The sequence below is a fragment of the Mycobacterium sp. OAS707 genome, from assembly GCF_014873705.1.
Taxonomy (GTDB): Bacteria; Actinomycetota; Actinomycetes; order Mycobacteriales; family Mycobacteriaceae; genus Mycobacterium.
On sequence record NZ_JADBDS010000006.1, the window covers coordinates 182,603 to 195,425 of the forward strand.

Here is a 12,823-nt window from a genome sequence, read left to right on the forward strand (position 1 = left end):
CTAACTGGGCGGGGAGAACGGCTCGGTCGTGCGCGCCAGGCCCGCGGCCCGGCCCTTCGCCGCGATCACCAACGCCATTTTGCGGCTGGCCTCGTCGATCATCTCGTCGCCGAGCATCACCGCGCCACGCGCGCCGCCTGCCCGCGACGTATGCCACTCGTAGGCCTCGAGAATCAGCTCGGCGTGGTCGTAATCCTGCTGTCGCGGGCTGAAAACCTCATTGCCCGCCTCGATCTGATCGGGGTGCAACACCCACTTGCCGTCGTACCCCAGCGCGGCCGACCGTCCTGCCACCCGCCGGAAACCGGCTACATCACGCACTTTCAGATATGGCCCGTCGATGGCGAGAACCCCGTGCGTGCGGGCGGCGACCAGGATTCGCATCAACACGTGGTGATGCGCGTCGCCGACGTCGTAACCCTCCGGCTGCTCACCCACCTCCAGGGTCCGCATGTTGAGGCTTGCCGCCATATCCGCGGGCCCGAGGATCAGCGCCTGCATCCTCGGCGCCGCCGCGATCGCGTCAATGTTGGTCAGCCCCTTGGCATTTTCGATCTGCGCCTCAATTCCGATGCGGCCCACCGGGAGTCCGTGCGTGGTCTCGAGCTGGCTCAGCAGCAGGTCGAGCGCGTGGATGTGCGAGACGTCAGTCACCTTGGGCAGCACGACAATGTCGAGCGCCGCGTCCTTTGCAGAAGCGACAGTCGAAACCACCTCGATCACGTCGGCGTACGTCCATGGCGTCGTCCAGTCGTTGACCCGCACCCCGCGCAGCTGGCCCGCCCATCCCGGTTCGGCGAGCGCGAGCGCGACCTGCGTGCGCGCCTCGGCCTTGGCGTCGGGTGCGACGGCGTCCTCGAGGTCGAGGAACACCTCATCGGCGGGCAGATTCTTTGCCTTCTCGATCATCTTGGGGTTGCTGCCAGGAACCGAGAGGCAGGTTCGACGGGGCCGATAAGCATTTTCCACAGCCCTACTCTCTACTCTCTACAGACATGGCAGCGGTGAACAGGGTCTATGCGGCCCGGCTCGCGGGGATGGTGGTGCTGGGCCCCGACGGCGAGTCCATCGGCCGTGTCCGCGATGTGGTGATCAGCATCGGTGTGGCCCGCCACCAGCCGCGCGTGCTCGGCCTCGTCGTCGAATTGCTCACCCGCCGAAGGATTTTCGTTCCGATTCTGCGGGTCACCGCCATCGAACCGAGCGCAGTCACACTGGCGACGGGCAACGTCTCGCTTCGTCGCTTCTCGCAGCGGCCCAACGAGGTGTTGGTGCTCGGCGAAGTGATCGAAACCCGTGTCCGCGTCGATGATCCCGACCTGCCGGAGCTGGCCGGAATCGACGTCGTCGTGGTCGACCTCGGCATCGAACAGACCCGCACCAGGGATTGGGTCGTCACCAGGGTCGCCGTGCGGCCGCAACGTCGGCTCGGCCGACGCTCCAATGTCGCGATTGCCGACTGGAATCGGGTGCAGGGGCTGACACCGTCCGGGTTGGCGATGCCCGACCAGGGCGTCGGCCAACTGCTCGAACTATTCGCGGGCCAGCGGCCGATCGAGGTCGCCGAAGCGATTCGCGAACTGCCGGAGAAGCGGCGCCTCGAGGTGGTCAGGGCGCTGGACGACGAGCGGCTCGCCGACGTGCTGCAGGAGCTGCCCGAGGACGAGCAGGCCGAGGTGCTGCGGCGGTTGGAGACCGAGCGGGCGGCCGACGTGCTCGAAGCGATGGATCCCGACGACGCCGCCGACCTGCTCGGCACGATGACGCCGGCAGACGCCGAGCAGTTCCTGAGGCGGATGGATCCCGAGGATTCCGAGGACGTGCGGCGGCTGCTGAGCCACTCGCCGGACACGGCGGGCGGCTTGATGACGTCGGAACCGGTGGTGCTCGCACCCGACAACACCGTCGCCGAAGCGCTCGCCAGGGTTCGCGACCCCGACCTCACCCCCGCGGTCGCTTCACTGGTCTTCGTCACCCGCGCGCCAACGGCCACCCCGACCGGGCACTACCTGGGTTGCGTGCACCTGCAGCGGCTGCTTCGCGAGCCGCCGGCCGAGCTGGTCAGCGGCATCCTCGACAAAGATCTGCCGAGCCTGAGCCCTCAGGACCCGCTCGCGGCGGTGACCCGCTATTTCGCTGCCTACAACCTGGTCTGCGGCCCGGTTGTCGACGAGGAGAACCACCTGCTGGGCGCGGTGTCCGTCGACGACGTCCTCGACCACCTGCTGCCCGACGACTGGCGTGAACGCGAAGAACCCGAGCTGTCCGGCGCCGAAAGGGAGCTCCCATGAGCGACTTGTCGGCGCGCCAGCGGCTGGACACCCCCCGCACGTCGCGTAGCCGCTTCTCGCTGAACGTCGATGCGGAGGCGGTGGGGCGATTCAGCGAATCGATCGCGCGATTCCTCGGCACCGGCCGCTTCCTGCTGTGGCAGTCCATCGTGGTGATCGTCTGGATCTCGCTGAACCTGTTCGCGGTCAAGCTGCGGTGGGATCCGTATCCGTTCATCCTGCTCAACCTGGCGTTCTCCACCCAGGCCGCCTACGCGGCGCCGCTGATCCTGCTGGCCCAGAACCGGCAGGAAAACCGCGACCGGGTGGCGCTGGAAGAGGACCGCCGCCGCGCCGAACGAACCAAAGCCGACACCGAGTATCTGGCCCGTGAGCTGGCAGCTCTGCGGCTGGCCGTCGGTGAGGTCGCCACCCGCGACTACCTGAGGCGCGAACTCGAGGAATTGCGCGAACTGCTGGTTGCACTGCAGCCGAAGCAACCGCCGACGGACGGGGAGGCGACGACCAAGCCCGACGGTTCGGAGCGGCGCACCAAAAGACCGAGCTAACCGGCTTAAGCCATTGCTACAACGCTCGAATCGAGAATCACCTATGGTGACTTGGTTCACCATTCACCGCACACCAAGGACGGTTGAGTGCACATAGGGGGACGAGCCGCCCTCGAGGCAGCGCAGCGCCGAGCAGGGCGAGCCGTACGCAAGCCTGTCTTCGGCGTTGCCATCATCACCCCGTTCATCCTCGCCGGCGCCGTCGGTGCGTCGGCGCCGACACCGGTGCGCGACGCAGCCGTGACGCCGCTGGCTTCGGTTCAGTCGTCAGGCAACCGCTCCGGGGCTTCGGTGGTAGCGGTCACCAAGACGCCTACCGCGTTCCACATCGCCGCGTCGACGGTGTCGGCTCCCCCGCCGTCGGCAGTGGTGAATTCGCCTGGGTCGCTTCGCATTCCGGCCATCGTGTTGTCCGCGTACCGCAACGCCGAGCGGATGATGGCTGCCGCGTATCCAACCTGCGGTGTGAGTTGGAACCTTTTGGCGGGCATCGGTCGCATCGAATCGCTGCACGCCAACGGCGGCGCCACCGATTCGCAAGGCACTTCGGTGCGGCCGATCTACGGGCCGTCACTCGATGGCACGCTGCCCGGCAACGAGGTCATCGTGCAGAGCCGCGCCGCAGACCGAGTGACATATGCCAGGGCGATGGGCCCGATGCAGTTCCTGCCCGGCACCTGGTCCCGCTACGCCAGCGACGGCGACGGCGACGGCAAGGCCGACGTGCAAAACGTGTACGACGCTTCGCTGGCGGCGGCTCGCTATCTTTGCAGCGGCGGACTGAATCTGCGTGATCCGAGCCAAGTGATGGCCGCGATCCTGCGCTACAACAATTCGATCGCCTACGCCCGCAATGTGCTGGGCTGGGCCGCGGCCTACGCAACCGGCGTGGTGCCGGTTGACCTGCCGCCGATCACCGGGCCGGTGCCGCCGCTTGGCGACGCCCACCTGGACAACTACCAAGGCCTCGGCCCCGGCCTGCCGGAGAACGCTCTCGGGCTGCCGGCCAACGACCCGTTGGCCTTGATTCCGATGATGGGTCGCGGTGACCTCGCCAGCCAGCTCGCCCTCGGGCCCCTGCCTGGCCCGCTGCCGGGACCCGCGCCGCTGGTCGTCGCACAGCAACCGGAGCCCGAGCAGTCGGCGCCACCGCCGTGGCTGCCGCCGTGGATGCAACCGCAGCAGACCGTCCAGGAACCGCCGTCGCGGCCTGCCGGGTGCGCGGTGTTCTGTATCACCCCGACCGCGCCCGCCCCGAGCGCGGCCGCGGTGCCTGGTGATGCGCAGATGCTGATGCCGCAGGCCCCGCAGCCGGCCGTGCCCGCGATGGCACCCGAGCAGCCCGCGACCGAGACCGCGCCGGCTGAGCAGCCGGCGGTGCTGCCACCGGCGCTGGGGCCTGCGCCGGGACCTGCTGGTTAAAGAGGACCGTGGGGTCGGCCTAGACTCGATGCCGATGTCTCAAACTCCCACTGACCTGGAATCGGCGATCCGCGCCGCGCTGGCCAAGGTGATCGACCCCGAGCTACGCCGCCCGATCACCGAACTCGGCATGGTCAAGAACGTCACCGTCGAGGCCGATGGTGGCGTGCACGTCGAGGTGTACCTGACCACCTCGGCCTGTCCGAAGAAGGCCGAGATCTCCGAGCGCGTCACCCTGGCTGTGGCGGACGTGCCGGGCACCGGCGCCGTCAAGGTCAGCCTCGATGTGATGAACGACGAGCAGCGCACCGAGCTTCGCAAGCAACTGCGCGGCGACGCCCGCGAACCGGTCATCCCGTTCGCCCAACCCGGTTCACTGACCCGCGTGTACGCCGTCGCGTCCGGTAAGGGCGGCGTCGGCAAGTCGAGCGTCACGGTCAATCTGGCTGCCGCGATGGCCGCGCGCGGGTTGTCCGTCGGCGTGCTCGACGCCGATATCTACGGCCACTCGGTGCCGCGGATGATGGGCACCACCGACCGGCCTACCCAGGTGGAGTCGATGATCCTGCCGCCGGTCGCCCACGACGTTCGGGTCATCTCGATCGCGATGTTCACCCAGGGCAACACCCCCGTGGTGTGGCGCGGGCCGATGCTGCACCGCGCGCTACAGCAATTCCTGGCCGACGTGTACTGGGGTGACCTCGACGTACTGCTGCTGGACTTGCCGCCGGGCACCGGCGACATCGCGATCTCGGTCGCGCAGCTGATCCCCGGCGCCGACATTCTGGTGGTGACGACGCCGCAGCTGGCCGCCGCCGAGGTCGCCGAGCGGGCCGGCGCGATCGCGCTGCAGACCAAGCAGCGCATCGCCGGCGTGGTGGAGAACATGTCGGGGCTGCTGATGCCCGACGGAACCACGATGCAGATCTTCGGTGAAGGCGGCGGCAAGCAGGTCGCCGAATCGCTGTCGCGTTCGGTTGGCGCGGATGTGCCGTTGCTCGGCCAGGTGCCACTGGACCCTGCACTGGTCGCGGCAGGCGATGACGGTGTGCCGCTGGTGTTGTCGGCCCCGGATTCGGCCGCGGGCAAGGAGCTGCGCAAGATCGCCGACGCGCTGTCCTCGCGTAAGCGTGGGCTTGCGGGCATGTCGCTGGGTCTGGACCCCGCGGGCCGCTAGGCGCTCACGTCGCGTCGGTGTCGAACGGCGTCGAGGCGGGCGGCTCCGGCTGCGCGACGGGCGCAGGCGCCGACACTGGCTTTTCCGCGCTGGTCGCAGGCTTGTCGAATTTTCCGGTGAAGATCGAATCATCGCCGTCGAGAAGGTGTTTCGTCAGTGCGGCCCTCGGCGTCATGCCACGCAACTTGTTGAGCTCGCTCAGCGGCTCGCGCAGATCCTCGAATTCCGGGCCGAGGTCGTCGCGTAGTTGACTGGTGGCGCCGCTGATGTAGTCGCGCGCCTGGCGCAGCGCACCCGAGGTCCATCGGATCGCGCCGGGCAGCCGTTCTGGCCCGAGGATCACCAGGCCGGCGATCACCAGGACCAGCATCTCGCCCCAGCCCACGTTCGCGAACATTATGTCGTTGGAGTGTCAGCGCCCGGGGTGACCATCAGCGTCACGTGACGGCCGTCGCGGACCACCTCGATCGGCGACTCTTGACCAATTGTCAACTGGCGCACCGCAACAACGAATTCGTCGGCATCTGCGACCGTGCGGTTGCCGACCTTGACGACGACATCGTTCTCGAGGATGCCGCCCTTCTCGGCGGGCCCGCCCGCCTTCACGTTGGCCACCTGCGCGCCCGACGCGATGTCGTTGCTCACCGAGCGGGCGGTCAGGCCCAGCGTCGGGTGGGCGATCTTGCCGTCCTTGATCAGCGCGTCGATGGTCTTTTTGACCTCGTTGACCGGGATCGCGAAACCGAGGCCGCTTGCGCTGTCGGACAACGACTTTCCTGCGGTGTTGATGCCGATCACTTCGGCGTTCATGTTGATCAGCGGGCCACCGGAGTTGCCGTGGTTGATCGATGCGTCGGTCTGCACGCCGTCGATCACGGTGTCGGTGTCCGAGCCGTCACCGGACAGCGGCACCGGACGGTGCAGCGCGCTGATGATCCCGTGGGTGACCGTGCTGCGCAGACCCAGCGGTGCGCCGGCGGCAATCACCTCATCGCCGACGACCAGCTTCTCGGAGTCGCCGAGCTTGGCCACCGACAGGTTGTCGACGTTGTCGACCTTCAGCACGGCCAGATCTGTCTTCGGGTCGCGGCCAACGAGATTGGCGGGTACTTCCTTGCCGTCGTTGAACACCACCGAGATCTTGTACTGGCTCGGGTTGGCCGCAGCCTCGGAGATGACGTGGTTGTTGGTGACGATGTAGCCGCGGCCGTCGACCACGACGCCCGAGCCCTGTGAGCCCTCGGAATCGCTGACGGCTTCGACCGTCACCACCGAATCAGCAATCGCGGCAGCCACTTTCGCGAACTGTCCGGGCGGAGGCGCGTCGTTGTTGCTGGTTTCCAGCGTGACCTTTGACGTGGTGAACGCCTCGACGACTTCAGCCGTCTTGCGACCCACCCAGCCGCCGCCGATGCCGACCACCAGCGCCAGGATCGCCAGGACCGCCAGCGCGACGTAGGAGACCCGGCCGCCGAACAGCACATCGCGCACGCCGAGCTTGCCCGTCGCGGCATATGACGTTGCAGGCGCGGTCTGCGGCAGCGCAGGAGTGCCGAGGGCCGCCGCGGCCCCAGGATTGCGCCAAGGGTCGTCGGCGTCGTCAGGACCGGCGCCGTCGCGTTCAGCCTCAAGCGCGCCCGCGTCGGCAGGGTGCCGCTGCAGTGAATCGCCACCCGCGTAGGGCCTGCCGAACGCCTCGGCCAGCACCGGGTCGGGCTTTTTGTCCTTCGGCGTGTACTCGGCTTGGTTGCGATAGCGGTCCAGACCCACGAACGACCCGTCGACGCCCTCGGGCCTGCCGAACGCGCGACGCGCCGCAGGATCGACAGGTGGACGCGACACAGGGCGCGGCTCTAGGCGCTCACGCCCGGACTGGTCCAGATTGGTCACCCGTTCATCACCCTCGTTATGGGAGCGCCCGCCCGAAAAGTGGGCGCCCGGCGCGCGTCATTTCGCATTCACCCTACCGGCGCCTGCGCCGATACCGCGGTGTGCCGTCAGCAAACTGAGGCTGATCCGCTTCGTCGGGCGGTGCGGGTGGAGCGTGCGGGATCTGGGACAACATGCCCAGCAGAGATGTCGGGATGGCGATGGAGCCGGAATCCCGCAAGGCGGCGCGGGCCTGACGCTGGGCCTCGACCTCGGCCGCGCACTCCTGGCACAACGACAGGTGATGTGCGGCGCGCAGGTGCGCGGTCATCCGCAGTTCACCGTCGACGAACGCCGCGACCGCCTCGATCGACAGGTGCTCGGTGGAGCCGAATTGCCGGGGCCCGACCGGCGCATCGCTCTGCGAGGCGAACTGAGCGGGCAGCCAGGAGAACGCACGGCGGAACACATGTCCCGGGTCCACCATCACCCAGCTCCTCTCGTTCTTGTTCACGTCGCAAACGACGGTCCTGGATTGAATGTAGCGCGGCAGCCTGTGGGCCACACCCGCGAACCTCAGGCCGATTTCGCCGTGTCGTCCGAGTGGCTGGCCAGGTAGTCGCGCAGCGCCTGGCGTCCGCGGTGGATTCGGCTGCGCACAGTGCCGAGCTTGACGCCCAGCGTGGCACCGATTTCCTCGTAGGACAGGCCTTCGATGTCGCACAGGACCACGGCGGCGCGGAACTCCGGCGGCAGCGAGTCCAGTGCGGCCTGCAGGTCGGGGCCCAGCCGCGAATCGTGGTAGATCTGCTCGGGGTTCGGCTCGTCGGCAGGCACCCGGTCATAGTCCTCGGGCAGCGCCTCCATCCGGATGCGGCCGCGGCGGCGGACCATGTCCAGGAACAGGTTCGTGGTGATGCGGTGCAGCCAGCCCTCGAAGGTGCCTGGCTGGTAGTTCTGCACCGACCGGAAGACGCGGATGAACGTCTCCTGCGTCAGATCCTCGGCGTCGTGCTGATTACCCGACAGCCGATATGCCAGCCGGTACACCCGGTCGGCGTGCTGACGGACCAGCTCGTCCCAGGACGGCATCGTGGTCGCGTCGCCGGTGGCGTCGAATACCGCGGTTCCGGTCAACTCGTCGGACGGCTCTACCCAGTTTCCGTCGGTGTACTGCTCGAGATGGGCCATCGAGACTGGGGCCAGCTTGGTGGTGGTCGTCGGATCCTCCGTTGTTTCGGCTCTTCGCGCGAGCCGATCATCGCTGTCACAGCCGTCACTGATCATCGACGGCTCGATGTCGGCGGAAACGCGTTTGTCCACGTGCCTATTCCCATAACGCCAGCGTCCGCCGTGTTCCATGCGAGATACGCTCTCCGACTGGGGTGTGCTTGGCATATGAGCAAACTGAACTTTTCCTGAGAACATTCGTTACCCGTTTTCCGACCAGCACAAACGGGTTTGCGCAGGCTGTGATTCTGGCGATCGGGACGGGCGTGTCGCGGCTGCGGCCCACATGGGTTCGCTCTACGCTGCGGGCATGGCCGGCATCGACGACGTCATCGGGGGCGGACCGCAGAGCCGGCCCGAGTCGATCGTCAGCCACGCCGAGGGCTCGATCTCCGAGGACGCGATCGTCGCCGCCGCCCGTGAGCGGGCCGTGGACATCGGCGCAGGCGCAGTCACCCCCGCGGTCGGTGCGCTGCTCTGCGTGCTGGCGAAGCTGACCGGCGCCAAGGCAGTGGTCGAAGTGGGCACGGGCGCGGGCGTCAGCGGGCTGTGGTTGCTCTCAGGGATGCGTGAAGACGGCGTGCTGACCACCATCGACGTCGAACCCGAGCATCAGCGGCTGGCCAAGCAGGCCTTCACCGAGGCGGGCGTCGGCCCGTCGCGGACACGGTTGATCGTGGGCCGTGCTCAGGAGGTCCTGACCCGGCTGGCCGACGAGTCCTACGACCTGGTGTTCATCGACGGCGATCCGGTCGACCAGCCGCAGTTCGTCGAAGAGGGCGTGCGACTGCTGCGGCCCGGCGGCGCGATCGTGGTGCATCGCGCGGCACTGGGCGGGCGTGCCGGCGACGCGAACGCCAAGGATGCCGAGGTCAGCGCTGTGCGCGAGGCGGCGCGACTGATCGCCGAGAATGAGCGGCTGACGCCGGTGCTCATCCCGCTCGGCGACGGCCTGCTGGCCGCCGCGCGCGACTGAATTTTCTTCCGCACCCCAAATCGCGATCTTTACGGATTTCTGACGGGGTAGATCCTTGACTGTGCACTGAACGCGTGTTTAGTGTACTAAACATGCGTTCAGCGTCAGACGATCGCACGGCCGTCGCCCGGATCCGCGACGCCGCGATCGAACAGTGGGGTGAGCACGGCTTCAACGTCGGGCTTCGCAGCATCGCCGAGTCCGCTGGCGTGTCCGCCGCACTGGTGATTCATCACTTCGGCTCCAAAGACGGCCTGCGCAAGGCCTGCGACGACTACATCGCCGAGGAGATCCGCACCGGCAAGTCCGCTTCGATGCAGACCAGAGATCCGGCCGACTGGTTTCGGCAGATGGCCGAGATGGAGTCGTACGCGCCGATGATGGCCTACCTGGTGCGCAGCATGCAGTCGGGCAGCGAGCTGGCAAAGATGCTGTGGCAGAGGATGATCGACAACGGCGAGGAGTATCTCGAAGAGGGTGTGCGAACCGGCCTACTCAAGCCCAGCCGCGATCCGAGTGCCCGCGCCAAGTTTCTCGGCCTGACCGGTGGCGGCGGATTCTTTCTCTACATCCAAATGCACCCAACCCCAACCGATCTGCGCGCCGTCCTTCGCGATTACGGCGAGGAGATGATCCTGCCCGCCCTCGAGCTCTACACCGAGGGCCTGATGACGGACTCAACCATGTACGACGCATTCCTCGAGGCGCGTGAAAAAGGTATTCCGTTCACATCCAATGAAGGAGAGCACAATGACGGCGGCATCTCTGCAACGAGCTGACACTTCGCGGTCGCAGCTCGCTGTCGAAATCCGGGGCCTGTCCAAGTCGTTCGGCCGCACCAAGGCGCTCGACGGTCTCGACCTGACGGTCGCCCCGGGTGACATCACCGGATTCCTCGGCCCGAACGGTGCGGGCAAGTCCACCACGATCCGGGTGCTGCTGGGCCTACTGCGCGCAGACAGCGGCACCGTCCGACTGCTCGGCGGCGACCCCTGGCAGGACGCGGTGGGACTGCACCGGCGAATCGCTTACGTGCCGGGCGATGTCACGTTGTGGCCCAACCTGACCGGTCTTCAGGCCATCGACTTCCTTGTCCACCTGCGCGGTAACGGCGTCGACACCAGGCGCCGCGACGAGTTGATCGAGCGGTTCGAACTCGACCCACACAAAAAGGCGCGCACCTACTCCAAGGGCAACCGGCAGAAGGTGGCGATCATCGCCGCATTCTCGACCAACGCCGAGCTCTACATCCTCGACGAACCCACTTCTGGCCTGGATCCGTTGATGGAGAAGGCATTTCAGACCTGCGTGGAGGAGGTCACGAAGCAGGGCGCTGCGGTGCTGCTGTCCAGCCACATCCTTGCCGAGGTGGAGAAGCTCTGCGACAACGTCACGATCATCCGCGCGGGCCGTGCGGTGAAATCCGGTACGCTCGACGACCTGCGACACCTGATGCGCACCACGATCACCGTGCGCACCCGCGGCGATGCCGGTGTGCTGCAAGACCTTCCGTATGTACACGACTTCGCAGTCGAGGACGCGCACGTCCGGTTCTCCGTTGACCGCAATGAGCTCGACTTCGTCATGGAGCACCTCACCGATCTCGGCATCGCCGAACTGACGGTGGCACCGGCGTCGCTGGAGGATCTGTTTCTGCGCGAGTATCAGGGGGTGAACCGATGACCACCACGACCGTTGCGACCCGTGCGGGCCGGCACGAAGCGGCGCGGCAGGGATCGTCGCTCACCGGAGCAGCGAGCCTGCTGCGACTCGCGTTGCGGCGCGACCGGGTTCGGCTGTCGGTATGGGTGGCGGCGCTGACGCTGATGATGGTGTATGCGCCAAACGCGGTGAAGCTCGCCTACCCCGAGGAGCCGCAGCGGCTCGCGCGGGTGAACCTGCTCAAGACACCCGCCGGAATGATGTTGGGCGGACCGATGTTTGGCGGAAACGAGACCGACCTCGGCGCGATGATGGCAAACGAGCTGATGCTGACGCTGATCATCGCGGCGTCGATCCTCGCCATCACCACCGTCATCCGGCACACCCGCGCCGAGGAAGAAAACGGCATCGCGGAACTGGTTTCGTCGTCGGTGGTCGGACGCTACGCGCGAACCTGGGCCGCGTTGATCCTCGTCGCAGGCGTGAACGCCGTCCTCGCAGTGACCATGACGGTGGCGATGGCATCGACGGGCTTCTCGTTCGCAGACACTGCCGCGATGTGCCTCGGCATCACCGGGGTGGCCATGGTTTTCGGTGCGGTGGCCGCGGTCACGGCGCAACTGTGGCGCCAGGCGCGGACTGCGACCGGTGCGGCGATGGCGGTGCTTGCCGTGGCGGCGTTGGTGCGCGGCATCGGTGACGTCATCGACAACTCCGGGTCCGCGCTGAGCTGGTTCTCCCCCATCGCATGGGCCCAGCAGATGCGCGCGTTCGTCGACTTGCGCTGGTGGCCGTTCACGATGCTTGTCGCGCTGACGATCGCACTGATGGCGCTGGCCGCCTGGCTGGAAGGCAGCAGGCAGTACGACGCCGGGGTGATCCCGTCAACCGGCGAGAAGCCGAACGCGCGGCCGATCTCCGGCGTGTTCGCCCTGCACATGACGCTGCAGCGCGGCCAGATCATCGGCTGGACCGTCGGACTGTTCCTGGGCGGCTTGGCCTTTGGCTCCATGACCAAGTCGCTGCTGGACGCGGCGAAGGACAACCCGCTGCTCGCCAGGGTGCTGACTGCCCAGGGCACCGACGGCGTCTACATGACGATGACGCAGTTCCTCGCGGCCGCCGCCAGCGCGTATGTCGTCAGCGCCGTGCTGCGGGTGTACAACGACGAACAATCGGGCCTCGGCGAGGCGGTGTTGGCCGGCGCGGTGTCGAGGTGGCGCTGGTTGCTGACCGCTGTCGCGGCCGCGCTCGTCGGCTCCGCGGTGTTGATGTTCTTCGCGGGTCTTGGCAACGGGCTCGGGGCGGGCCTGACGCTCGGCGAGCCCGCAACCATCGCGAAGTTGACGTTGACCGGTCTCGCTCACCTGCCGGCGATGGCGGTGATCGCAGGCGTCGCGGCCTTGGCCGTCGCAGTGCGCCATACCTGGATCGGTTGGCTCGCAGTCACATTCGTCGTCACATCGCTGTACCTCGGCGCGCTGCTGAGACTGCCCCGCTGGCTGATCGACCTGTCGCCGGTGGGACGGACCACGATGCCGACGGACTTTCCCGCAGGCGCACTGACGGTGATGGTCGTCGGTGCCGCGGCGCTGACAGTCCTCGCCTGCTGGGTCTATCGCATCCGCGACGCGGTGTAGCGCTCTCG

General features: G+C 67.3%; 13 protein-coding genes. 8 read left to right on the plus strand and 5 right to left on the minus strand.

The window, feature by feature from the left end; genetic code table 11:
- Complete coding sequence (locus GGC64_RS32125; protein ID WP_192726655.1) at window positions 1-969, minus strand: CoA ester lyase; 969 nt, start codon at window positions 967-969, stop codon at window positions 1-3.
- A gap of 26 nt (window positions 970-995) precedes the next feature.
- On the opposite strand from GGC64_RS32125, the gene GGC64_RS32130 reads away from it, so the two are divergent.
- The 4 genes from GGC64_RS32130 to GGC64_RS32145 all read left to right on the plus strand — a co-directional run bounded on the left by GGC64_RS32130 (window position 996) and on the right by GGC64_RS32145 (window position 5,438).
- Complete coding sequence (locus tag GGC64_RS32130) at window positions 996-2,291, plus strand: magnesium transporter MgtE N-terminal domain-containing protein (protein WP_192726656.1); 1,296 nt, start codon at window positions 996-998, stop codon at window positions 2,289-2,291.
- Entirely contained in the window at window positions 2,288-2,839 is a 552-nt protein-coding gene (locus tag GGC64_RS32135; protein WP_192726657.1) for a DUF1003 domain-containing protein, read from the plus strand. Before GGC64_RS32130 ends, GGC64_RS32135 begins: the two co-directional genes overlap by 4 nt.
- A gap of 87 nt (window positions 2,840-2,926) precedes the next feature.
- Window positions 2,927-4,261: a lytic murein transglycosylase gene (locus GGC64_RS32140; protein WP_192726658.1), complete on the plus strand. Its 1,335-nt coding sequence runs from the start codon at window positions 2,927-2,929 to the stop codon at window positions 4,259-4,261.
- A 34-nt stretch (window positions 4,262-4,295) separates the two neighbouring features.
- Window positions 4,296-5,438 (plus strand): Mrp/NBP35 family ATP-binding protein, encoded by a 1,143-nt coding sequence (locus GGC64_RS32145; RefSeq protein ID WP_192726659.1) that lies wholly within the window; start codon window positions 4,296-4,298, stop codon window positions 5,436-5,438.
- Between the two features lie 4 nt (window positions 5,439-5,442).
- On the opposite strand, the gene tatB is transcribed toward GGC64_RS32145, so the two are convergent.
- The 4 genes from tatB to sigE all read right to left on the minus strand — a co-directional run bounded on the left by tatB (window position 5,443) and on the right by sigE (window position 8,594).
- Window positions 5,443-5,835 carry a Sec-independent protein translocase protein TatB gene (gene tatB / locus GGC64_RS32150; protein WP_192726660.1) on the minus strand — a complete coding sequence of 131 codons (393 nt, stop codon included), beginning with the start codon at window positions 5,833-5,835 and terminating at the stop codon, window positions 5,443-5,445.
- Window positions 5,835-7,328, minus strand: a complete 1,494-nt coding sequence (locus GGC64_RS32155; RefSeq protein WP_192726661.1) for a trypsin-like peptidase domain-containing protein — start codon at window positions 7,326-7,328, stop codon at window positions 5,835-5,837. The genes tatB and GGC64_RS32155 overlap by 1 nt, the downstream gene beginning before the upstream one ends.
- A gap of 73 nt (window positions 7,329-7,401) precedes the next feature.
- Window positions 7,402-7,794 (minus strand): anti-sigma E factor RseA, encoded by a 393-nt coding sequence (rseA, locus tag GGC64_RS32160; RefSeq protein WP_192726997.1) that lies wholly within the window; start codon window positions 7,792-7,794, stop codon window positions 7,402-7,404.
- Window positions 7,795-7,883: 89 nt separating this feature from the next.
- A complete protein-coding gene (gene sigE / locus GGC64_RS32165) occupies window positions 7,884-8,594 on the minus strand; it encodes an RNA polymerase sigma factor SigE (protein ID WP_225952804.1) in 711 nt (236 codons plus the stop codon).
- 253 nt (window positions 8,595-8,847) lie between these two features.
- Here sigE and GGC64_RS32170 point away from each other — a divergent pair, with 253 nt between their 5' ends.
- From GGC64_RS32170 to GGC64_RS32185, 4 genes are all read left to right on the plus strand, one after another.
- The gene (locus tag GGC64_RS32170; RefSeq protein ID WP_192726663.1) at window positions 8,848-9,513 is read left to right on the plus strand and encodes an O-methyltransferase; all 666 of its coding nucleotides are present in this window, start codon (window positions 8,848-8,850) and stop codon (window positions 9,511-9,513) included.
- A gap of 92 nt (window positions 9,514-9,605) precedes the next feature.
- The gene (locus tag GGC64_RS32175; protein WP_192726664.1) at window positions 9,606-10,292 is read left to right on the plus strand and encodes a TetR/AcrR family transcriptional regulator; all 687 of its coding nucleotides are present in this window, start codon (window positions 9,606-9,608) and stop codon (window positions 10,290-10,292) included.
- Window positions 10,264-11,196, plus strand: a complete 933-nt coding sequence (locus GGC64_RS32180) for an ABC transporter ATP-binding protein (RefSeq protein WP_192726665.1) — start codon at window positions 10,264-10,266, stop codon at window positions 11,194-11,196. Before GGC64_RS32175 ends, GGC64_RS32180 begins: the two co-directional genes overlap by 29 nt.
- On the plus strand, window positions 11,193-12,815 hold the full coding sequence (locus tag GGC64_RS32185; protein WP_192726666.1) for an ABC transporter permease: 1,623 nt from the start codon (window positions 11,193-11,195) through the stop codon (window positions 12,813-12,815). The genes GGC64_RS32180 and GGC64_RS32185 overlap by 4 nt, the downstream gene beginning before the upstream one ends.
- The last annotated feature ends 8 nt before the right edge of the window (window positions 12,816-12,823 follow it).

Bases quoted from the DNA above. Each gene is read 5' to 3' on its own strand.
- GGC64_RS32130 (WP_192726656.1), top strand. From the start codon at position 996: ATGGCAGCGGTGAACAGGGTCTATGCGGCCCGGCTCGCGGGGATGGTG.
- GGC64_RS32135 (WP_192726657.1), top strand. From the start codon at position 2,288: ATGAGCGACTTGTCGGCGCGCCAGCGGCTGGACACCCCCCGCACGTCG.
- GGC64_RS32145 (WP_192726659.1), top strand. From the start codon at position 4,296: ATGTCTCAAACTCCCACTGACCTGGAATCGGCGATCCGCGCCGCGCTG.
- tatB (WP_192726660.1), bottom strand. From the start codon at position 5,835: ATGTTCGCGAACGTGGGCTGGGGCGAGATGCTGGTCCTGGTGATCGCC.
- rseA (WP_192726997.1), bottom strand. From the start codon at position 7,794: ATGGTGGACCCGGGACATGTGTTCCGCCGTGCGTTCTCCTGGCTGCCC.
- sigE (WP_225952804.1), bottom strand. From the start codon at position 8,594: ATGATCAGTGACGGCTGTGACAGCGATGATCGGCTCGCGCGAAGAGCC.
- GGC64_RS32170 (WP_192726663.1), top strand. From the start codon at position 8,848: ATGGCCGGCATCGACGACGTCATCGGGGGCGGACCGCAGAGCCGGCCC.
- GGC64_RS32175 (WP_192726664.1), top strand. From the start codon at position 9,606: ATGCGTTCAGCGTCAGACGATCGCACGGCCGTCGCCCGGATCCGCGAC.
- GGC64_RS32180 (WP_192726665.1), top strand. From the start codon at position 10,264: ATGACGGCGGCATCTCTGCAACGAGCTGACACTTCGCGGTCGCAGCTC.
- GGC64_RS32185 (WP_192726666.1), top strand. From the start codon at position 11,193: ATGACCACCACGACCGTTGCGACCCGTGCGGGCCGGCACGAAGCGGCG.